Annotated in this window: 18 protein-coding genes; 6 read left to right on the top strand and 12 right to left on the bottom strand. The window is 59.2% G+C overall.

Translation table 11 applies throughout. The features are described from left to right. A partial coding sequence (gene istA, locus ABIE59_RS14020) for an IS21 family transposase (protein WP_354447814.1) occupies nucleotides 1-1193 on the bottom strand: 1193 nt, incomplete at its 3' end. 530 nt (nucleotides 1194-1723) lie between these two features. Continuing rightward, nucleotides 1724-2605, bottom strand: a complete 882-nt coding sequence (locus tag ABIE59_RS14015; RefSeq protein WP_354447812.1) for a DMT family transporter — start codon at nucleotides 2603-2605, stop codon at nucleotides 1724-1726. A 356-nt stretch (nucleotides 2606-2961) separates the two neighbouring features. On the opposite strand from ABIE59_RS14015, the gene ABIE59_RS14010 reads away from it, so the two are divergent. After that, entirely contained in the window at nucleotides 2962-3936 is a 975-nt protein-coding gene (locus ABIE59_RS14010; protein ID WP_354447810.1) for a LysR family transcriptional regulator, read from the top strand. On the opposite strand, the gene ABIE59_RS14005 is transcribed toward ABIE59_RS14010, so the two are convergent. Then, nucleotides 3881-4924, bottom strand: coding sequence for a lipase secretion chaperone (locus ABIE59_RS14005; protein ID WP_354447808.1), 1044 nt, complete (start codon nucleotides 4922-4924; stop codon nucleotides 3881-3883). The genes ABIE59_RS14010 and ABIE59_RS14005 overlap by 56 nt on opposite strands. A gap of 52 nt (nucleotides 4925-4976) precedes the next feature. After that, the gene (locus tag ABIE59_RS14000; RefSeq protein ID WP_354447806.1) at nucleotides 4977-5942 is read right to left on the bottom strand and encodes an esterase/lipase family protein; all 966 of its coding nucleotides are present in this window, start codon (nucleotides 5940-5942) and stop codon (nucleotides 4977-4979) included. A 254-nt stretch (nucleotides 5943-6196) separates the two neighbouring features. Here ABIE59_RS14000 and ABIE59_RS13995 point away from each other — a divergent pair, with 254 nt between their 5' ends. Together ABIE59_RS13995 and ABIE59_RS13990 are read left to right on the top strand one after the other, a co-directional pair. After that, nucleotides 6197-6346 (top strand): hypothetical protein, encoded by a 150-nt coding sequence (locus tag ABIE59_RS13995; protein ID WP_354447804.1) that lies wholly within the window; start codon nucleotides 6197-6199, stop codon nucleotides 6344-6346. 120 nt (nucleotides 6347-6466) lie between these two features. Next, complete coding sequence (locus ABIE59_RS13990; RefSeq protein WP_354447802.1) at nucleotides 6467-7039, top strand: helix-turn-helix domain-containing protein; 573 nt, start codon at nucleotides 6467-6469, stop codon at nucleotides 7037-7039. Here ABIE59_RS13990 and ABIE59_RS13985 read toward each other — a convergent pair. Beyond that, entirely contained in the window at nucleotides 7036-9537 is a 2502-nt protein-coding gene (locus ABIE59_RS13985) for an acyl-CoA dehydrogenase (protein ID WP_354447800.1), read from the bottom strand. The genes ABIE59_RS13990 and ABIE59_RS13985 overlap by 4 nt on opposite strands. A 203-nt stretch (nucleotides 9538-9740) precedes the next feature. Between ABIE59_RS13985 and ABIE59_RS13980 the strand changes: the two genes are divergently transcribed. Next, on the top strand, nucleotides 9741-11384 hold the full coding sequence (locus ABIE59_RS13980) for a methyl-accepting chemotaxis protein (protein ID WP_354447798.1): 1644 nt from the start codon (nucleotides 9741-9743) through the stop codon (nucleotides 11382-11384). Here the strand turns inward: ABIE59_RS13980 and ABIE59_RS13975 are convergent. Together ABIE59_RS13975 and ABIE59_RS13970 are read right to left on the bottom strand one after the other, a co-directional pair. Beyond that, on the bottom strand, nucleotides 11374-12264 hold the full coding sequence (locus ABIE59_RS13975) for a prenyltransferase (protein ID WP_354447796.1): 891 nt from the start codon (nucleotides 12262-12264) through the stop codon (nucleotides 11374-11376). The two genes, ABIE59_RS13980 and ABIE59_RS13975, sit on opposite strands and share 11 nt — an antisense overlap. 32 nt (nucleotides 12265-12296) lie before the next feature. Continuing rightward, nucleotides 12297-13184: an AEC family transporter gene (locus tag ABIE59_RS13970; protein WP_354447794.1), complete on the bottom strand. Its 888-nt coding sequence runs from the start codon at nucleotides 13182-13184 to the stop codon at nucleotides 12297-12299. Between the two features lie 197 nt (nucleotides 13185-13381). Here ABIE59_RS13970 and ABIE59_RS13965 point away from each other — a divergent pair, with 197 nt between their 5' ends. Further along, nucleotides 13382-14563 (top strand): MalY/PatB family protein, encoded by a 1182-nt coding sequence (locus ABIE59_RS13965; RefSeq protein ID WP_354447824.1) that lies wholly within the window; start codon nucleotides 13382-13384, stop codon nucleotides 14561-14563. On the opposite strand, the gene ABIE59_RS13960 is transcribed toward ABIE59_RS13965, so the two are convergent. From ABIE59_RS13960 to ABIE59_RS13945, 4 genes are all read right to left on the bottom strand, one after another. Beyond that, a complete protein-coding gene (locus tag ABIE59_RS13960) occupies nucleotides 14558-15085 on the bottom strand; it encodes a carbohydrate-binding protein (RefSeq protein ID WP_354447792.1) in 528 nt (175 codons plus the stop codon). The genes ABIE59_RS13965 and ABIE59_RS13960 overlap by 6 nt on opposite strands. Further along, nucleotides 15082-16050, bottom strand: a complete 969-nt coding sequence (locus tag ABIE59_RS13955) for a DMT family transporter (protein ID WP_354447790.1) — start codon at nucleotides 16048-16050, stop codon at nucleotides 15082-15084. Before ABIE59_RS13955 ends, ABIE59_RS13960 begins: the two co-directional genes overlap by 4 nt. 46 nt (nucleotides 16051-16096) lie before the next feature. Further along, nucleotides 16097-17443, bottom strand: a complete 1347-nt coding sequence (locus tag ABIE59_RS13950; protein ID WP_502915366.1) for a succinylglutamate desuccinylase/aspartoacylase family protein — start codon at nucleotides 17441-17443, stop codon at nucleotides 16097-16099. A gap of 316 nt (nucleotides 17444-17759) precedes the next feature. Further along, nucleotides 17760-19388, bottom strand: a complete 1629-nt coding sequence (locus ABIE59_RS13945; protein ID WP_354447788.1) for an MBL fold metallo-hydrolase — start codon at nucleotides 19386-19388, stop codon at nucleotides 17760-17762. A gap of 288 nt (nucleotides 19389-19676) precedes the next feature. On the opposite strand from ABIE59_RS13945, the gene ABIE59_RS13940 reads away from it, so the two are divergent. Further along, nucleotides 19677-20105, top strand: a complete 429-nt coding sequence (locus tag ABIE59_RS13940; RefSeq protein ID WP_058090816.1) for a thioesterase family protein — start codon at nucleotides 19677-19679, stop codon at nucleotides 20103-20105. Here the strand turns inward: ABIE59_RS13940 and ABIE59_RS13935 are convergent. Beyond that, a complete protein-coding gene (locus ABIE59_RS13935) occupies nucleotides 20102-20431 on the bottom strand; it encodes a Na+/H+ antiporter subunit G (RefSeq protein ID WP_354447820.1) in 330 nt (109 codons plus the stop codon). The genes ABIE59_RS13940 and ABIE59_RS13935 overlap by 4 nt on opposite strands. Between the last annotated feature and the right edge of the window lie 5 nt (nucleotides 20432-20436).

Raw genomic sequence — 20436 nt, 5'->3', positions numbered from 1 at the left:
ATGTGCGCGGCGATGGTGGTGTGCCGTCCCTTCTGGTCGGAGCGCCGGTGGCTGGCGATCCGGTTGCCCCGGTAAAAGCATTCGATGGTGTTGTGAGTGATGCGAACCTCCACCTCTTTCTTGATCAGGGTGTAGGGCACCGAGTAGTAATGCCCGTCGATGGCCACGTGGTAGTCGATGTGGACCCGGGCTTTCTTCCACTCCGCGTAGACATAAGGCTCTGCGGGCAATGGCTGTAGCACCGGTTTGTCCAACTGTTCGAAGTGGTCGCGCCGGCAGCCGGGTAACTTGCGGAAGGGTCGGGTGTTCAGCCGCTCCAGCAGCTCACGTATGGTGGCGTTGAGTTGCCCCAGTGAGAAGTGCTGGTGATGGCGCAACGCCGCCAGGATCCAGCGCTCGACGATCAACACACCCCCTTCCACCTTGGCCTTGTCGCGAGGCTTACGGGCGCGCGTGGGAACGATGGCGATCCCATAATGGGCAGCCATATCCTGGTAAGTTGGATTGAGGTCCGGTTCGTACCGGTGGGCCTTGGTAACGCCCGATTTCAAATTGTCGGGAACCACTAACTCCGGAACTCCCTTCAGGTATTGGAAGGCCCGGGTGTGAGAGCCGATCCAGTCCGGCAATGTCTGGCTCCAGGTGGCTTCGGCATAGGTGTAATTGGATGCGCCCATCACCGCGACAAAGACCTGCGCCTCATGGATCTCTCCGGTGGTGCGGTCAATGACGGGCACGGTCTGGCCAGCATAATCCACGAACACCTTCTCACCGGCCCGATGGTCCTGGCGCATCACCAGGTCCAGCTTGCCCCGCCAGGCCCGGTAGTGCTCGCAGAACCAGCTGTACTGATAACCGTCCGGGTTGGCTTGCCGGTACTCCTGCCACAGCAGGAACAGGGTAACATTCTTGCCCGTGAGTTCGTCGCGGATATGTTGCCAGTCGGGTATACCTCTGGCCTGTGCCGGGAGATCCGGTGGTGGCGGGAACAACAACTGCTCCAGATGGGCCTCCTCCAGATCCGCTGGCAACGGCCAGCTCAGACCGGCCTCAATCGTGCGGCGCAGGTATTCGCTCACGGTGGGGCGGCTGACGCCACAGGCCGCCGCAATCTGGCGGTTGCTCAGCCCTCGCTCCCACTTGAGGCGAAGAACTTCTTTGATCTTGCGCATGGATAACCTCTTCGCTGGCATCTGGCCCATCTCCGGATGAAAAGGGTCAGAGTACCGTTAAGTTATCCCGCGCCGGACGATTTTGATGGCGGTTCAGGCAGCCTGCCGGGGTGGCAGCTTTGCCGTGGAATCAGTGGCAGCTTTCGCGTGGAATGGGTGGCAGGCTTCGTCTGGAATCAGTGGCAACCTTGGTCTGGAATACGCAGGGAGTAGAGTATCGTGAAGAGACCACAGATCGAACGGAAGCAAAGGGGCCTTTGAAATGGCCTCTGTTTGAGGCTAGGGCTTGGCACGCTTAATGAGGAAAGTCCATCCTAGATTTCCCGCCATTTCGCTGTGACCTGGCCTAAACAGGCGTGTGGGCTAGGCGTTGTGCAGTAAGGAGCTAAAAAGGAAGCCCACATTCAGTGAAGCTGCGCATGTGGCTCCTTGACCTCGTAATAGGACAACACAGTTATAGAAAAATCCGGCTATAGGCAGACTCTGGTAACCAAATGTGCACGACCATCCTTGCTGGTCAGTCCCGCCTGCATAATCACTGCCCTAAGGCCTCAACTATTCGCCGGGTAAGGCCGGAGCACTCGGTGGCTCCGCTGACGGGAATGCAACCCCACCAGTATTAGTGGTACTACGATCATAGCGCTGCCCACGGCGAACCAGAGATCGGGCATCTCATTGAAACCTATCCAGCCAATCAGCACCGCCCAGATTAGGCCGGTGTATTCGGCGCTGGTGACTTGATTGGCGTCTACCTGCTGATAGGCCAGCAGGACGGTGATGTTGTAACCGAGAATAAATAGAGCGGAACCGGCGGCACTCAGTAGTATGCCGGGCGACCACTCGGCCCCCTCCCAGAGCGCCAGGGCACCGGCTACCGGCAGGATCAGCAGGTAATTGAGAAACAGCTTGTGTACCGTTGACTGCTGTTTGGGCAGTTGCCGGACCATGACCGCATTGATTGCAAGTGCCAGAGCAGACCCGAGGGCGGCGATGGCTGCCCAGTTGAATTCCACTGGGCGCAGGATTACCACGATGCCGGTGAAACCGCTGAATACGGCCAGTACGCTCAGGGGCGTCAGCCGTTCCCGGAAAACCAGGGCCGAAAACACCATCACCAGAATCGGTGCGCCGTAAAAGAGCGCATTGGCGGTAGCCAGCGGCAGATTGCCCAGAGCCACGACCATGCACAGGATGCCGCCCAGATGAATATGAGCCCGGAGCGTGTGGATCTTTAGCCCACTGAACAGCTGCCCCCGGTTCAGGTGACCCGCGAGAGGTAGCAGAAAGGCCAGCGTGAGGACACACCGGAGGAAAGCGAACTGAAAGATCGGGGCGCCCGGTTCCAGCAGTTTGATAAACACATCAGACAAAATGGCCATAGCATTGCCGATCACAAGTAGCAGGATGGCGCTATTGACGGTTTTACCTGACATGATGACCTCCTATGGTTCCGGCTTTGGCAGGCGCAAGCCGTTTCGCGCCTGGTTTAATGTGATTTAGCACTGTCACTGCCAGAAAAGTCCGGCCCACGACAGACGACTGACAAACGCCAAAACGAGATAAAACAGGAGGAATCTCACATTAAAATGGTGAGGCACTTTTCCTGATAGGACAAAAGTAGCCGTCCAAGCCTTGGTGGCTCTGGCCTGGAGCAATACCACGTTTCGTGAGATCGAATCTCAATCTCGAGTTGGAATGACATTAATCTCGGTGGAGAGTCTAATGAAGTGCTAATATCCGATAAAATGATGATTATTAGCCATCCATTAGAAAATTAGATACTAAGCCGATGAAACTACCTCCACTGAAAGCCCTCCCTGTATTCGAAGCCGCTGCCCGGCTTAACAGCTTTTCGGCGGCTGCCGAGGAACTGTCGATCACCCAGAGTGCTGTCAGTCACCAGATCAAACAGCTGGAAACCTATTTGGGGGAGCGGCTGTTCTGGCGTTCGGGCCGGAAGGTAACGTTGACGGATGAGGGGCGGCAGTATCTGGATGCCATTGGTTCGGCACTGTTGCAGATTGAACGGGCCAGTGAGCAACTGTTGGGGCATGAGGAGTCGCGGTTGCGGTTGTCGGTGTTCAGTTCGTTTGCGGTGCGCTGGCTGGCGCCGAGGTTGCCGGATTTGCAGCGGCTGCATCCGCAGATTGATCTGGCTCTGGAGATGAGTAGTGAGAATCCGGTGTTGTCGGATCGGGTGGCGGATTGTTTTATTACGATTCACCGGGATTCGCGGGCCTACAGCTACGATCTGCTGTATGAGGAGCGGTTGTTTCCGGTGTGCAGTCAGGACTATTGGCAGCGTATACGGCGTGAATTGGGGCGGGATGCGGAGCCAGAGGGGCGGGATGAGCAGCCGGTAGCGCCGGCAGAGGTGGCCCGGTTTCCGTTGCTGTCGACTCACAGTATTTATGACAGACAGGGCGGTGACTGGGAGGCCTGGTATCAGGAGGCCGGTATGAAGTTGCCTGCGTCCAGTCGGCTGCTGCATTCCAGTCATATGCTGTTGTCGCTGGAGGCGGCGCGCTTTCATCAGGGCATTGCGTTGACCAATGATTACATGCTCAGTACCCGCAAGGATTCGGCGGATTTTGTTCGGTTGCCCGCGCATTCGGTGGTGACGGGTGACAAGTTCTACTTCGCCTGGAAGACCAGTCGCCGGCGGGAGCGTGGGATTCAGACGCTGCGCCGCTGGCTGGTGGATGAGGCTATTCGGGGTGGTTTGCGATCGGGTAGCGCCGGGCGTCGGCATCCAGAGCTCTGACTCTCAGCCGCTCAGGGCCTTCAAAGAGACGCTGTTGTAACTCGCTGACAGCGGTTTGCCGGTCTTCAGGGCTGAGGCTGGCGGCGATGATCCGGGCTTTCTCTTGCCGGTAATGGTCAAGCCGGTTTTGCCATGTCTGTTGCTGTAAATCGAGTTCCGCCAGGTTGGCTGCGGCGGTTTCGCCCAGGTTTTGTGCCCTTAGCTGGAAAATGTCGGCGTCTGTGGCGCCGTTGCGTCTCATGGTTTCGGTCTTCTGGTACAGGGTGCTGTTGATGGTGGCCCGGGCTCGGGTTCGTTGAATGTGTTCAGGCAAAGCGTGTTCCAGTTGTGCCAGTTGTTGGGCTTTTTGTTGTTCGGTGAGCGCTTCGTTGCGTTCAATCGTCAGTCTTTCGAGAGTGTAGTTGTCGAGTTGCTCGGCTTCGCCGAAAAAGGCGGCGTGGGTTTGTGGTGTGAAATGCTCGGCGCGGGCCGCCAGTAATGCTTTCTGGCGCAATGTCAGGGCGTTGAGGTCGAAGCCATCGTGGTCGAAACCCGGTGGCAGGTTCTGGTCAATGCGGGTAAGTGCCAGCCGGTAGTTAACGTAATCGTTGAGCAATGCCAGGGCCTGGCTTCGAGCCGGTTCGCCTAGCCGGTTAGCCAGCGTTGCTCTGATACGGTTGAGAACCAGGTCCATGGGTTCACGATCCAGGTTGGCCAGGTGAAAATCAAACAGGGTGCGCAGGTTTTCATCCGGGACCAGGTGGTGGTTGGCATCGACTGAAAGCGCCCCCTTCGGTTCCAGGCCAACGAGTTCAGGAGGCAGCTCCGGGACGCTTTGCTGGCTGAGGTTGTGCGCAGGTAGTCCGGGGGTACCGGTCTGGTCGGTGGAGATTTTCGGTGCCTGAATTGCGGTGTCTGGACCCTCGGTGGTTCCCCGATGGGTCAGAGTCAGGGCGCCGGCTATGGTGATAATGCCGGCCACCAGAAGGAAACGGCTGCGGTGGTTCATGAATATAAGCCCATGAAGGCACCCCACCGGGCTGGCCAGTGGGGTGTTGGTTTTACAGCCCGGCGTTAGCGAGGCGCCTGGTGTGGTTGCGCATCAGGGTCAGCGGCGAGGTTTCAAACAGCGATACCATACCCAGCACCTGGTTGGTCACATCCAGATGGTTCATGAAGTAGTCGTCGCGAATCACCTGGCCAAAGTGGCTGGAGCACCGGCCGGTTACGCCGTCGTCTGCCCCTGGAATGGCGAGGCTGGTGATGCCGAAAAGGGCATCTGAGGGATCAAAGCCGGTGGTGAACTGGGCGGTCCCGCTCCAGGAATACAGCCGGATGGTGTGGCCGTTCAGGTTGACGCTTGACGGCCCCTGGCCGCATTCAGACGCTGGTAAGCCGGCTGGAAACAGGTTGTTAAAGGCCGCGGCGCCCGGTTTGTTGAATTCTGCGAGCATGGCGTAGATGTCGGAACGGTCCGCCTTGTTGGCGGACAGGAGATTAACGAGATTGCCCACGGTATTTGCCAGGGCTTCAAAACCGACACCCGTCAGTGACCCCTCTGGAGCGATGCCGGTCACTATGTCGGCCAGGGGCGAGCCCTTATGAGGAGAGTGAAGTGTGGTCACGGAAGCCACCAGGTCGGGCCGAACGTTCATGACATAGCGGGAGGTCACCCCGCCCTGGCTATGGCCAATCAGATTGAAGCGGGTGATTGCGCCACTGGAGGCGGCCCGGATGGCGTCCAGTTGCTGGATCAGCTTCTCACCGCGCATGGCTGAGCTGTCAAAGGCATTGATCTTGGGTACGAATACCGTGGCGCCCTCTTTTTCGAGGGCGTTGGGAATGCGGTACCCGTAATCAACGCCGGCAATGGTGTCGAAGGCAAAAATGCCCGGTACCAGGACGATCGGGTGCTTGGTTGCACCCTGTTTTTTTGATCCCCATAACCAGTCGAAAAGACCGGCCTGTGCTGGCAGGGACAGGCTCAATATCAGCGCTGCGACGGCGCTTTTTATCCATGAGTTCATGATGTCGTTCCTTTTTGTGTTTGTTGTCAGGATGACTGCATGGTATTGCCCCTTGAATCTACCCATGGATTGCCCCGCTGCGCTTGTAAGAACTGACGAGTTCGCAGGCTAACGCCAAAAAAGCCCGGAATTGTTCACGTAACCGGCATCTTTCGTGGGTGATTGTTGAGAAATGCATATACACTCGGGCAGACATACAACAACAAGAAGCCGTTTGCCCGGCGCAAGAATGCAGCGGGCATGCGTTGATGCCCATGGATAATTCACGTTCCAACCTGTTGTATCTCTGGCCCCGGCGCACCCTGTTTGTCGGGCGCTTGCGGCATCCGATTGAGTTCAGCCAAGCGGCCGCTTCGCTGGTCATCGCAGCCGAAGGGCCCGTGCAACTGCTGTTGCCGGGATAAGACGTTGTCTGGCATGAGCATTCGCTGCTGTTAGCGCCGGGCCAAAGCGCCAGGATTGATCCCCAGGGTCAGCTGGTCGCGGCGTGTTACCTGGATGCCCTGGGGCAGGATTTCCGTCTGTTGTCTCACAGCATGGCCAGGCATCAGGACGGGGTATACGCCGGCTTTCATGGTGAGCACTCACTTCAACGTTGGCTCAAAGCGCTCTACAACGCTCCCATGCAGGCGGAGGCAGCCTTCGATGCACTGGAGTCGGGGATCAACCCCGGGGCTCAGCCCTATCCTGAGACCGATCCACGGGTGGCGCGGGTGGTGGAACGGATTCAGTCGGAGATCGGCAGAAATGTCTCAGTGGAGGAATTGGCGAACTCGGTCAACCTCTCGGTTTCCCGTCTGGTAGAGCTGTTTCGTGCCCAGGTAGGCGTGCCCGTGCGTCGCTATCGGCAGTGGCACCGGTTGTTTGTTACGTTTACCGGCGTGGAGCGTGGCGCATCACTCACGGAGGCTGCGATCGCCGCGGGCTTTGCAGATTCTGCCCACTTCTCCCATACCTTTCGGATGACTCTGGGCATGAAACCGTCAGACATTGTAACGATGCTTTCGGGTCGTATCTTTGTGGGTCATGGTCCCGCTGTCGGTGCTATGCACGGCCAAAACGCCGGAGCAGGGTTACCCACTCCGGCAGGGAACTAGCCTTTTGCGGGGCGCTCAACCACTTTGCGCTTGCCCTTGGCACCCTTGGCCAGGGCTTTCAGGCCATCGGCGTCGAAGGCATCCACCCGGATGACGTCATACAGGGCTGTCAGCGCTTCTTCCATTTTCGGGCATTCGTCCGCCTTGATGATGCCCTGGGCGCAGGCCCAGTCCACCAGCTCTTTACGTTGATGGCCCATCAGCAGGGCAATGCCGTCCAGTTCGTCTTCGTCACGATTGCGGATGGCTTCGTGGAGGCGCTGGCGCATCTCGGCGGTTTCGTTGGCCAGGTTATAGGCATTCAGTACGCGGCCCAGCGGGTCGTCGGGATCCATGTTGATAAAGGTGCCGCGGCTGATGCGTTGGCGCACCGGGGTGTCGTTCACGATGGTCGCGGCCACTTTCGCGCCCAGCTTGTCGTCCGGGCCGTTCAGGCCGGTGGCGCCAAGGGGGAACACCAGCAAACGCAGCGGCCAGCGCAGGGCCGGTACCGGGAAGTTGATGATGGCTTCACGCATGGAGTCCTGCAGGTCGTGCAGGCAGGTTTGCAGGCACCATTCCACCAGGTCTCGCTGGTCGTCCGGGTAGCCTTCTTCATGCCATTGCTTGATCACGGCGGTGGCGTAATAGAGCTGGACCAGGCAGTCGGCCATGCGGCCAGACAAGCGCTGGCGGGCTTTCAGGCCGCCGCCGACGGTCAGCAGGGTGACGTCGGTCATTAATGCGAAGGCAGCGGAGAATCGGCCCAGCTGGCGGTAGTATTTCTGGATGTCGCCCTGGCGTGGCGCGGTTTCCAGCCAGCCCTTGCTCAGGCCCAGTACGAACGCCCGCAGGGCATTGCGGGTAGTGTGGGCCAGGTGGCGGTAGAAGATGCCATCGAATTGTTTTGCGGCTTTGTCTTCATCTTCCATGCCCGCGGCTTCGATTTCTTCCACGATAAACGGATGGCAGCGAATGGCGCCCTGGCCGAAGATCATCAGGCTGCGGGTCAGGATGTTGGCGCCTTCCACGGTAATGCCGATGGGCACTGCCTGGTAGGCCCGGGCCAGGAAGTTGCGGGGGCCGGTGATCACGCCCCGGCCGGCGACTACATCCATGGCGTGGTTGATCACCTCCCGCATCAGGTCGGTGTTGCGGTACTTCAGTACCGCCGAGGGCACGGAAGGCCGTACGCCCCGGTCCAGCATGCCGGCGGTCAGCAGGCGGGCGGCGTCCATCATGTAGGTGTAGCCGGCGATGGGCTCCAGGGCTTCCTGAACGCCTTCAAACTGGCTGATGGTGCGGCCAAACTGTTCCCGGGTATAGGCGTAGGAGCCGGTGGCCAGGCTGGCCAGTTTGCCGGCGCCGGTGCCGAGAGCCGGCAGGGAGATGGAGCGGCCGATGGACAGGCATTCCAGCAGCATTTTCCAGCCTTTGCCCAGCATGTCCTGTCCGCCGATGACCTGTTCCATGGGGATAAACACTTCGGTGCCCCAGGTGGGGCCATTCATGAACACGGTGTTCATGGGCAGGTGGCGGGCTCCGGCGTTCACGCCGTCGGTTTCCCGCGGCACCATCACACAGGTCACGCCGATGTCGTCCTGATCGCCGATCAGGTGTTCAGGGTCATACACCTTGATGGCCAGGCCAATCAGGGTCGCTACCGGGGCGAGTGTAATGTAGCGCTTGTTCCAGGTGACCTTCAGGCCCAGCACTTCCTTGCCGTTCCATTCGCCCTTGCAGACGATGCCTTTGTCCGGAATGGCACCTGCGTCGGAGCCGGCCACCGGGGAGGTCAGGGCAAAACAGGGAATCTCCTTGCCTTTGGCCAGGCGCGGCAGGTAGTGGTGTTTCTGGTCGTCGGTGCCGTAGTGCATCAGCAGCTCACCCGGGCCCAGGGAATTGGGCACCATGACGGTCACCGCTGCCGATACGCTGCGGGTGGAGATTTTCATCACGATTTCGGAGTGGGCAGTGTTGGAGAAGCCCAGGCCCCCGTCTTCCTTGGGAATGACCAGGCCAAAGAAGCCCTTGTCACGGATGAATTTCCACACTTTGTCTGGCAGGTCGTAGTGTTCGTGGGTGATCTGCCAGTCATCCAGCAGTTTGCACAGGTCTTCCACCGGGCCGTCGAGAAACGCCTGCTCCTCGCTGGTCAGATGCGCCGGAGCGGCGTCCAGCAGCTTGTTCCATTCGGGTTTGCCGGAGAACAGTTCGCCATCCCAGTCTACCGAACCGGAGTTGAGGGCTTCCTGCTCGGTTGGAGAGAGCTTGGGCAGGCGGCTGCGGACCCAGCCCAGCAGGGGCCGGCTGAACTTGTCCAGGCGCAGGTCGCCCGGGAGGGTGATCAGCAACGCCAGTGCCAGCAACAGACCGCCGATCAGAAAGCTGAGAATGTGCCAGCCGTCGTTGGCAACGCCGACCAGGGTGGCAATTGACATCACGATTGCCGCTGCCTTCCCGCCAACACTGAAATAGATCAGCACCAGGGCGCTGAGAATCAGAAACAGAACACTCATGGAAAGACCTCCATATCGTTACCAAATCGGGCGCATTTGCCTTTAACCATCGGTCAAAGCATCCGTAGTTGCAAGTAAAACGGGCGGATAACCATCTGCCAGGGCGTAAGATACGATTATTTACAATTCCTCTTAAACACAAATAATCCATTTGCTTCTTTAATCGTACTCTTGCAGACAAAACAAATATCTGGAGTGCGCAAATGATTGGCCAGCTTACTGTTGCAAAACGTCTTGCGCTGGGTTTCGGTTTGATGGTGTCGTTGATGGTGCTGGTCAGTGTGGTTGGTAACCACCGGGTCGGCTTTATCGATAGAACCCTGACTTCTGTTAACGAAGGCGCTTCACTCAAACAGCGATTTGCCATCAACTTTCGAGGCAGTGTTCACGACCGCGCCATTGCGATTCGTGATGTGGTGCTGGTAAACAGCGATGCCAACCTGCAGAGGCACCTGAATGATATCCGGTCCCTGGCGGCCATGTACCGGGAAAACGCTGAGGCCATGGCGAACATGTTTCGGGCTCAGGGTGCGACTGAGCAGGAACGCCGTTTGCTGGCCGCGATTGACGCCACCGAGCAAAGAACGCTGGCGCTTACTGAAGATGTCGTGCAATTGCGGCGTTCGGGTGACGTAGAGCGTGCGCGGCGGTTGTTGCTTGATCAGGTTTCGCCGGCCTACAGCGAGTGGCTTGCCAGGGTCAATGCCTTCATTGACTACCAGGAGGATGCCATTGCCGATGATCTGAACGAGGTGCGCGAAGCGGCAAGTGGTTTCAATATCATGATTCTGTCAATCACAGGCTTTGCCGTGTTGGTCAGTGTGCTGGTGGCGACCCTGATTATCCGTAACCTCAAACGTATTCTGGGGGCCGAGCCGGAAGAGGTGGCCGGTGCTATTCGTCAACTGGCGGATGGCCAATTGGACCAGAGCCTGACGACACGATATCCCAACAGTGTCATGGGCGCCCTGGCCGACACCATAGATCGGTTGACCGGGATTATTCGCGAGGTGCGTTCGGCTTCTGAAGAGTTGTCCTCCGCTTCTGGTGAACTTGAAGCAACCTCCGACAACAACAGCAAGCAGATTCGCATGCAGGCTAACGAAGCGGAGCAGATGGCGACCGCAGTGAACCAGATGGCCGCCACGGTGAACGAAGTGGCCGGGTTTGCGGCCAACGCCGCCACAGCAACGCGCAAGGCCGACCAGGAAGTGGAAACCGGCAATCGGGTGGTTCAGGAAACGGCCGTGTCCATTTCCGATCTGGCGAGTAAGCTTGAGGATGCTGCAGCTTCGGTTAGCCGGGTGTCTGAGGACAGTGGCAACATCGAGAAAATTATCGAAGTGATTAATGCCATTGCCGAGCAGACCAATCTGCTGGCCCTGAACGCAGCTATCGAGGCAGCACGGGCGGGCGAGCATGGCCGGGGTTTTGCCGTGGTGGCGGATGAAGTCCGGTCGTTGGCATCACGCACCCAGGATTCGACACGCGAAATCCATGACATGATCGGCAGACTGCAGGCAGGGGCTGGCGAGGCGTCCGGTGAAATGGCACGGAGCCGGGATCTGGCCCGGGTGACGGTCGAGAAAACGGCGGAGGCGGAGACCGCCCTGGGGCGTATCCGTGAGGAAGTTGCGTCTATCAACGACATGAATGCCCAGATTGCCAGTGCGGCGGAGGAGCAGAGTTCGGTAGCGGAAGAAGTTAACCGCAACATCGCCAGAATTCACGACGGTACGATTGAAACTTCTGCGGGCTCCGATCAGGTTGCCGGCGCCAGTCGTGATCTGGCTGTGCTCGCAGGTCAATTGCGCTCCAGAGTGCGGGTGTTCAGGCTTAAAGACTGAGCCCGGTCACCAAGAGGGCGAGGGTAGACACAACAACAGCCACGTTGATGGCCAGCACCCGGTTCAATTCTCTGGGTGCTGAAAGCACGCGAGGCAGGCGCAGGCTGAGCCACAGGGCCAGGGGCATTGGTAACACGGCGAGCAGCGTTAGCTTGGGCATAATGTTGGCAACCATCGACGCGATAATCAGCACATAGCTGCCGATAAGCAGGGATGCCACCACCTTACTGGCGATCTCCGGCCCAAGGGTAATCACCAGGTGCCGGCGGCCAACCTGCCGGTCAGCATCCGCGTCTGGTATCTGGTTGATCAACAGCAACTCGCTGACCAGCAGCAGGGTGACAGCGGCGCAGACGAGAGCGGCGGCATCCAGCCGGGCATCCAGGGCCACCAGGGTGCCCAACACCATCACCGGGCCAAAGCCAATGCCCGGTGCCAGCAGGCATAACAGCGGCGAACGGGTGATCCAGCGAGTGTAGGTCAGCACCAGCACCACCCCGGCGGCACCCAGAATGAACATGGGCAAACCCCGAAGCCACAAAAAGTACACGCCGATGGCGACCACCATTCCCAGGGTGCCTAGCCCTGCCCACAGTACCCCCCGCGCTGCGGAGGGTATTTCGGATAGTGCGCCGCTGCCTCCGGAGAAAGGAGTCCGCTGGGTGATCAGATCCAGCCCGGACCGGAAATCGTCATATTCATTGAGCAGGTTGACCGCAGCATGGGCCAGCAAAGCGCCCACAAACACCAGCACCGTGTCGATCAGAGCAGGGGTCTGGCCCTGTTGCCAGGCAACGGCCAGGCCCAGCCCCACGCACACGGGTGCCAGCAGGAGAAAGTTCGGGCGGGCAGCACGCACCACCGCAACGGTTTCAGACATCCGTTATTCATCCATGTGAAGTGGTGAGCCGTTCACAGATAGCCGGCTGCGAACACCAGGCCCAGGACAATGGGCATGACGACCAGACTGCCAAGGTTGCTCAATAATACCAGCGATGCCACCGCATGGGGCTCCTGCTGATACTGCTCCGCCACCATGTAGTTGAGCACCGCAGGCGGGAGCGCCGCAAACACCCAAAGGCAGGCTACCTGCAAGCCAGGCAGGTCGAGTATCGCAATCATCGGCCAGGCCAGCAGCAAGCCGCTGACCGGGCAGGCAATGGCGCCAATCAGCCCCAGTTTCCAGTCCCGGAAATCCACATCCAGCATCCGCACCCCCAGGGCAAACAGCATCAAGGGGATACACACGCCACCCAGCATGTTCAGGGTTTCCAGCAGCCAGCCAGGCAGGGCAACACCGCTGAAGTTAACCGTTAGCCCGGCGATGCTGGCGAACACGATCGGTAGCCGCAATCGCCGGATGATCGACGTGTGCGGGTCCAGCATGTACAGGCCAACGGAAAAGTGCAGCAGCATCTCGACGATGAACAGTACGATCGCTGCCGGCAGTGCCGCCTCACCAAACGCCAGTACCAGCAACGGAATGCCCATGTTGCCGGAATTGTTGAACATCATCGGCGGCAGGAAGGTTTTCAGGTTCAGGTTCAGAACCTGGGCCACCGGGTACAGCAGGATGCCAGAACCGAGCACCACCACCGTTGCCGCCAGGGCCAGCCAGCCATAGTCCTGCAGGGGCGCCTGCTGGTCGGCCAGTACGGCAAACACCAGCATGGGCACAAACAGTTCCATGTTGAGAACGTTCAGGCCTTGAATGTCTGGTGTGCGGTAGCGGCCATACAGGGCGCCGCAACCTGCAATCAGGAATACCGGCAGCATGGTAGCTAGGATCTGGCCGATCATGGGGAGAACTCCGACAAACGTTCGGGACGACAACCATCAACAAACGGTTAGGTTCGCAAGTATCGGCCCGTTTCGGCAAGCAAAAATTGCCCATGTTCGACCAAAGCGGGAGGCGCCTGCCACGGTTGGTTGCGGTCGTTGGCCGGGGCTACCACAATAGCCTTCGGCAGTCTTTCAACCAGTTGGGGAGTTCGTTTGTGGCCAGTGCGTTTGATCAGCCTGTTCGACGTGACAATACCTGCTCAGTCAAATTTGATGCCCGCCAGGCAGTGTTTGGCCGGGAGGATGTCATTCCGGTGTGGGTGGCGGATATGGACTTTGCTGCGCCCGAGGCGGTCACCCGCGCCCTGACTGAGCGGGCTCAGCACCCGGTTTACGGCTATACCCTGTTTCCTGACAGCCTGTGTCAGGCAATGATCGACTGGTTTGCGCAGCGCCATGGCTGGCACATTCGCCGGGAGTGGATATTGATGGCGCCGGGGGTGGTGCCATCTCTGAATGCCGCCTGTATGGCCTACGCCGAACCCGGCGAGGGCGTGATTATACAGCCGCCGGTGTATCCGCCTTTTTTCAGCTCGGTGCGCCAGAGCGGTCGTGAAGTGATCGAAAACCCCCTGGTTCAGGATCCGCAGACCGGGCAGTACCGGATGGATCTGGAGCATCTCGAGCAATGCGCTGCCCGGCCCGATGCCAGGGTGCTGTTGTTGTGCTCCCCCCACAACCCGGTCGGCCGGGTCTGGACGGACGCGGAGCTCAAAGAGCTGCTGGCCATTGTCCGGCGCCACAACCTGGTGGTGCTCTCAGACGAGATACATTGTGATCTGACTTATCCGGACGCGGCACCGCATACCGTCCTGGGTAGACTCGCCGGAGAAGAGGATGCTCTGGTGACGGCGGTGGCTCCGAGCAAGAGTTTCAACATGCCCGGTCTTGGTCTGTCGGCCCTGGTGATCACGGACCCGGATCGGCGCAAAGCCATGAAAGCGGTGTTTGAGTCCATGCACTTGCCCCAGTGCAACCCGTTCAGCATTGCCGGCTTTGAAGCGGGCTATCGCCACGGCGCCGGCTGGCTGGATGAACTGCTCGGCTATCTGCAGGCCAATCGGGATTATGTGGCCAACGCGGTGTCAAAGCGATTGCCGGGTATTGAGGTGGCTGCGCCGGAAGGCACCTATCTGATGTGGCTCGACTGCCGGAGCCTGGGGCTGGATGACGCCGGCCTGAAACAATTCTTCGTGCAGGAGGCCGGCGTGGGCATGAACCCGGGGTTGTCCTTCGGGCAACCGGGCAGTGGCTTCATGCGCCTGAACATTGGCTGCCCCCGATCCGTGCTGGAACAGGTCATTGCCCGGATCGAGGCAGCGCTGGCGGGCTTATAATACCGGTTGCGACTGGATGGCGCAGTGCTCTTGCATCAGCTTCCAGTGCGGTGGTTCCTTGATACCCGGCATATCGCCCTTGGTATCCCGGATGGCTTCCCAGATCTTGCCGCCATGGCTCACCTGACTGCCGACCGAGTAACTTTCAGCAAACAGCCACTGTTCCGGGCGTTCGCAGAACTCGGTATCGTTGTCAGTCTGGGTTATGCCCTCTTCGACGTCAGACGGATCGATCGGGTCGGGCGGGCTGTTGTCACCACTGCAATCGGGCACTGAATGCAGGCGTTTCCAGTCAAACGTAATGCCCGGCTCCATACCCTCATGGATTTCACGGGACTCGTACCAGGTGTCGTTGTGAAACACCACAGACCCTGCCGGGTAATAGCGGCTGGGAACCCATTGGTGGTCTTCCGGATCACAGGCTTCGGCAGCCGCTAGTGCAGGCATGCCAAGTGCCAGAATCATCAAAAGCAGACCACAAAGGGTGCGAGTTCGCCTGATGCTGGTGGCGGCTTTCATCATGTGTCTCTCCCGTTTTGTTCCTGACTCCGAAGTGGATACGCAACCTGTCGGCGACCGGTTCGCGTGGCCATTACCAGGCCCGCGAGAATCAGCAAGCCCCCTACCATGTGAAACACACCAAGGGATTCGCCGAGGAAAATGCCGGCCAGTATGGATGCAAATACCGGTGTAAGGTACATGAATATGGCGGCCCTGGCCGGACCGATCGCATGCACGCCGTGATTCCAGAATGCGTAGGCAAGGATACCGGGGAATATGGCGAAATACAGTAGCGGCATCGCCGTATTCCGGGACAGTTCAAAGCCCCCGGCGAAGAAAATCAGGTCTGCCAGGTAAAACGGCAGGATCACCAGCGTGCCCAGCAGAATCTGGGTGGTCAGGAAGGTGAGGGCCGGTAATGGTACCGCCTGTCGCCTGAGCAGTACCGAGAACAACCCCCAACTGAACACGGCCGCCACCATGATCAGGTCGCCTGGCTGGGCTTGAAGGGCGGTCAGAACCGAGAGCTCGCCTCGGGCCACTACGGTCAGAATGCCCCCGATGGCCAGGGTGATGCCCAATGCCTGAATTGGCCGGGTGCGGTCGCCGAGAAGAATCCACGCCAGCAGGGCCACGAAAATGGGGATGGTGGCGTTAATCAGGGCAATGTTGGTGGCGGTGGTGGTGATGGCGGCGTAGTACAGCAGCGAGTTGAACGCCGCCACACTGAAGGTGGCCAGGGCCAGCATGGAGCCAAGCCGGGCGCGGATGACCCCGCGATGATGCCACATGCCAGGGAACCCGAAGGGCAGCAAAATGGCAAGGGCAATCACCCAACGCCAGAACGACATGGACAGGGGCGGTATTTGTTCAACCGTGCCACGAGCCACCACGGCATTGCCTGCCCAGAACAGCGGCGTAAGCACCAGGCCCACATAGGCCAGGCCGGGAATTCGGGACACAATGCCGGGGTTTGCCGAAGACACATGGGCTCCTGTGGATCAGATGCTCCTGGGTGAAACCCCTAGCATACTACTCTCCTGGAACTTCTGCCTCCGTACCAATGTGGTAGGCGGCAAAGCCGGCCATCACCACCTGATCCACCGCCATGCCGATGATCCTGCCGCTGGAGGTGGAGCGTATCGGGTGTTGTTCATTAGTAATCGGGTCAGCCACATAGCCCAGCACCTCGCCCTCTGAGACGTTGGCACCCAGGCCAATCTCGCTGAACAGAATGCCGCCGTGCTCAGCGCGCACCCAGGTGGAATCGTAATAGACCGGTTCCGGATCGCCCCAGACAAACATCCTTGAAATCATACCGTGCTTTTCCAGCAGGCTGTTGAGGCTGTTTACCCCGGCTTCAATCTGGTGCTCCTGAATCCGCAACGATTCTCCAGCTTCCATGGTCACGGCGCGGATGCCCGCCTGGACGGCGGCCGTGCGCAACATGCCCGGGGAGCCGGAACTGTGCACCACCGCCATGCGGTCAAAACCACGGGTGAATTCCGCCACGTCTGGATTGTTCATGTCAGCCCGCAACTGGGGCAGGTTGGTGCGCTTGAGGGAACCGGTGTGAATGTCTACCAGCATGTCGCAGTGGCGAATCACGTTCTCGAACAACGAATAGGCCACCCGGTCGGCAAGGTTGCCCTCTTTGCGGCCAGGGAAATAGCGATTCAGATCCCGCCGGTCAGGCAGGTACCGGCTGCCCTGCTGGAATCCGGTGAGATTGACAATCGGCACGCCGATCACCCGACCGCTGAGCTTCTCGGGGTTCAGGTCGTACATGGTGCGGCGAACAATCTCGATGCCATTGAGCTCATCGCCATGCACGGCGCCGGTCAGGCACAGGGTTGGCCCGGCGTTGATGCCGTTGACCACCAGCACAGGGGTAATCTGCGACAGCCCGGCAATCTGGATCTGGGGTGACCAGGCCAGTCGTGTGGAGGTGCCGGGCAGCACGTCCTTGCCGAGCAAGGTGAAGCTTTCCGCCGGCACGGGTTCAGTTGGAACGTCTGCTTCATCCTCGGCCGCAGGCGTTTCTCCTTGAGCAGTATCCTGTGCTACCTGAAGTTCCTCTGCAGACAGTTCCGCGCCCGGCAGGGTTTCCGGTTCCGGCTCGGGTTCCGGCAGGGGGGCCACCTCTTTCAGGTCGATGTTGGGGGCAATCTTGCGGGTAACGGGTACCACCACGGATTTGACCGTGTGCGTTTGCTGGTCGGTATCTGGCGCCGATGGTTCCTGCTCGTCGTCGCCGGCGTCGTCATCTTCGCCTGGACTGCGCCGAGGTTCAGAACGCACCACATCCTCAACGTTTTCATCCTCTGCAAGTTGGGCCACCAGCAAAGAGGCATCGTTGGTGTCCGCTAAAGCGACCATGGGCATGGCGGCCGCGAAAAACCAGATCGGAAAGTGTCGGATTGTGGAGTATCTGGGCCTTTGAAACAGCATAAGTCCTCGAGTACCTGTCCAGTGGCCCCAAGGATAGGGCCCTGTATGGTTCATGAATACCGCTGTGACAGAGGTTTAATGCCACTTTCATGATCACGGGCCCATCTGTAATGGCCCAATGTGGTTGAATGTAATAACACTGCTATCTTTCAGAGATATGACTGTTATACGTGCCACGAGGAGAGAACTAAATGGACCTTTTGCGAATTCTGGTTGCGATTCTGTTACCGCCGTTAGGTGTTCTTTACAGGTTGTACCAGAGGCTGTCTGACTGATAGGCCCGGTGTTCCGCTTCGAGTTTGAGAAGGTGAGCCAGGGCCGATCGGGCTGCCAGTCCATGGATGGCCGCAGGCACATCGTCGTAGGCTTTCGCCGTCAGGTCTTTCAGGGACACCGGTGCCAGTGCTTCCAGCGCCCGGAAGATCTTGTGCTCCCGCGATAACCGGTGGGTAATCAGGTAATCGATCACCGCCTCCGGTTGCCCCATCAGAAAACCGTGGGCAGGGGCGATAAATCTCACCGGCTCCTCCAACAGCTCGTACAGGGACTCCACATAGGCTTTCATATCGCCGTCCGGCGGATTGATCACCACCGTAGAGCCCTGCATGATGTGATCACCAGAGAACAGCAGCTCCTGGTCCGTCAGCAGGTAACACAGATGGTTGGAGGCATGCCCGGGGGTATGAATTACCTTCAGGATGCCCGCCTCACTGACAATCAGGTCGCCATGCTCCGGCTCGTCGTCCGCCGTGAAGGACTGGTCCTGCCCGGCGCCTTCCGGGGCTGGCCAGCCAAACACCCGGCAACCGGTTCGTGCTTTCAGAAGCGACACCGCCGGTGAATGATCCAGGTGGGTATGGGTGACCAGTACCTGGTCCACCACCCCGCCGGTCACTTCCAGAATCTTTTCAATGTGGGCCTCGTTCGCCGGCCCCGGATCAATCACCGTAAACCGCTCAAAACCCAGGATATAGGTATTGGTACCCGGCCCGGTCATCATCCCCGGGTTCGGTGCCGTCAATCGTACTACACCGGCCGCCACCTCCACCGGTTGCCCCGGCACGATTTCCGCCCGGGTGGAGCCTTCGCCCTCCGGGTCCAGCTTCAATGCCTCATCGTAAGCAGGCGCGTTGGGTTCCAGCATCACCGGCTTACCCTTGCGAAGCGCCGGCCAGGGATCGGTCGGGAACGCCTCCGGCGGATTGGCATGGGCATAGCGCATCAGCTCGGCGGTGGAACTGAAATCACACAACACCCGCAAGGTACGGATCGTTGGCAACCCCAACAACCGCTGCCCCGCCCGATGCTCCTCCAGCGCCTGCGCCGGTGAAATCCACACGTGATCAATCGTCTCCTGACCATCATGCCCGGCCCGTTGCCCCTCCGGCGCCACCGCCACAAAAAACCGAGTATCAAACCGCCGCGGCGGCCCCGGCGGCGTCACCCAATGGCTCAAATACGCCAACCGGTCCAGCGGCACCACCAGCTTGTACTTCTCACACAACTGCGCCAGCGACACCTCATCCTGAAACAACGCCTGCCGTTCACCAAGAACCGGATGGTCCGCGCCAACCAGCTTGCCGTTCGTATCCTGAGCCAGCAAAACCCCCGCCTCCTCAAAACACTCCCGAACCGCCGCCAACATAAAATCCGCGCCACCCTCATCCAGACTCATGGTCTGACTGATATCCGCGTCTTCAACACCCACAACATGCGGCTGCGCCTCCGACTCCTGCTCGTTCACCGCCCCGCCGGGGAACACATAGTAACCGGGCAGGAAAATAGCCTCCCAGGTGCGTTGCAGCAGAAGCACTTCAATGCCGTTTTCGGTATCGCGGGTAAGAACCAGGGTGGCAGCCGGGCGAATATCCATAAGTCACTCTTGTTTGTTGTTAAATCTTCAAACGGTGCGCGCACATTGTAAGAACGAGGGGGTAAGGAAGGGCTTTCCAAAACCTTGCGGAGCCAGGGATGGCGGAGCAGAGCGTACAGGGATGTATTCACAGCGTGTTTTGGAAAGCCCTTCCTTACCGCCGCGCCCCCGCAAAAAGAAGCGCAGGGATACCAAGCAAGATACCCGATAGCACCATAAGATGAGAAGTCACAACCGGAAGCGTATGATTCAGGCCAATCCAATGTTGAATCAGATCAGGACACCCCCGTGGCAAGAATCAAACTCGAATTCCCCGACAACGCCTTCAGCTTCGAAACCCGAATGCCCGTCAGAATCACCGACATCAACGGCGCCAACCACCTCGGCAACGACGCCCTGATCTCCATGCTCTCCGAGGCCCGCGCCCAGTTCCTGGTAGAACACGGCATCGAAGAAGCCGACCAGAACGGCACCGGCATCATCGTCACCGACCTGGCCACCATGTACCAGGGCGAATCCTTCTACCCGGACATGCTGCGCTTCGAAGTCGGCCTGATGGATTTCAACAAATACGGCGGCGATTTCGTGTTCCGGGTCACCAAAGCCGACACCGGGCAATCCGTGGCCATGGCTAAATACGGCTTTGTATTCTTCAACTACAAAACCCGGGAAGTCACCCCCATGCCCGAGAGCTTCCGGGCCAGGTTTGCCGGCTAACGGTCCGGGTAATTCCGGCTTGGGCCGCCCTTATCCACACCCCGGAACAGGGCGGCTTTGGCCATCATATGGGCGCTGACTGGGGCAGTCACAAACAGGAAAACGGTCACAATCGCCTCATGCACGGACAGCGCGCCGCGCTGGAAACTGAAAAACAGCAACGAGCCGATCAGCAAACAGCCCAGGCCCAGGGTGCTGGCCTTGGTGGGCCCGTGCAACCGCATAAAGAAATCCCGCAGGCGGGCCAGGCCGATAGAGCCAATCAGCGCAAACACGGCGCCGGCCACCAGGAACAGCGAAATCACCAATTCAAGAACGAACGGCATGGATG

Origin of the sequence: Marinobacter sp. MBR-99 (genome assembly GCF_040547575.1) — a bacterium.
In the GTDB taxonomy this organism is placed as follows: Bacteria; Pseudomonadota; Gammaproteobacteria; order Pseudomonadales; family Oleiphilaceae; genus Marinobacter.
Note: the sequence above shows the minus strand (reverse complement) of the source record. Positions and strands in the feature narration are given on the sequence as shown.

Coding starts and splice junctions, on each gene's coding strand:
- ABIE59_RS13950 (WP_502915366.1), bottom strand. CDS start 17,443: ATGGTCGCTTTAGCGGACACCAACGATGCCTCTTTGCTGGTGGCCCAA.
- ABIE59_RS13935 (WP_354447820.1), bottom strand. CDS start 20,431: ATGCCGTTCGTTCTTGAATTGGTGATTTCGCTGTTCCTGGTGGCCGGC.
- ABIE59_RS13970 (WP_354447794.1), bottom strand. CDS start 13,184: ATGATCGGCCAGATCCTAGCTACCATGCTGCCGGTATTCCTGATTGCA.
- ABIE59_RS13945 (WP_354447788.1), bottom strand. CDS start 19,388: ATGGATATTCGCCCGGCTGCCACCCTGGTTCTTACCCGCGATACCGAA.
- ABIE59_RS14015 (WP_354447812.1), bottom strand. CDS start 2,605: ATGTCAGGTAAAACCGTCAATAGCGCCATCCTGCTACTTGTGATCGGC.
- ABIE59_RS14000 (WP_354447806.1), bottom strand. CDS start 5,942: ATGAACTCATGGATAAAAAGCGCCGTCGCAGCGCTGATATTGAGCCTG.
- ABIE59_RS14005 (WP_354447808.1), bottom strand. CDS start 4,924: ATGAACCACCGCAGCCGTTTCCTTCTGGTGGCCGGCATTATCACCATA.
- ABIE59_RS13975 (WP_354447796.1), bottom strand. CDS start 12,264: ATGTCTGAAACCGTTGCGGTGGTGCGTGCTGCCCGCCCGAACTTTCTC.
- ABIE59_RS13980 (WP_354447798.1), top strand. CDS start 9,741: ATGATTGGCCAGCTTACTGTTGCAAAACGTCTTGCGCTGGGTTTCGGT.
- ABIE59_RS13995 (WP_354447804.1), top strand. CDS start 6,197: ATGGATAATTCACGTTCCAACCTGTTGTATCTCTGGCCCCGGCGCACC.
- ABIE59_RS13960 (WP_354447792.1), bottom strand. CDS start 15,085: ATGATGAAAGCCGCCACCAGCATCAGGCGAACTCGCACCCTTTGTGGT.
- ABIE59_RS13985 (WP_354447800.1), bottom strand. CDS start 9,537: ATGAGTGTTCTGTTTCTGATTCTCAGCGCCCTGGTGCTGATCTATTTC.
- ABIE59_RS14010 (WP_354447810.1), top strand. CDS start 2,962: ATGAAACTACCTCCACTGAAAGCCCTCCCTGTATTCGAAGCCGCTGCC.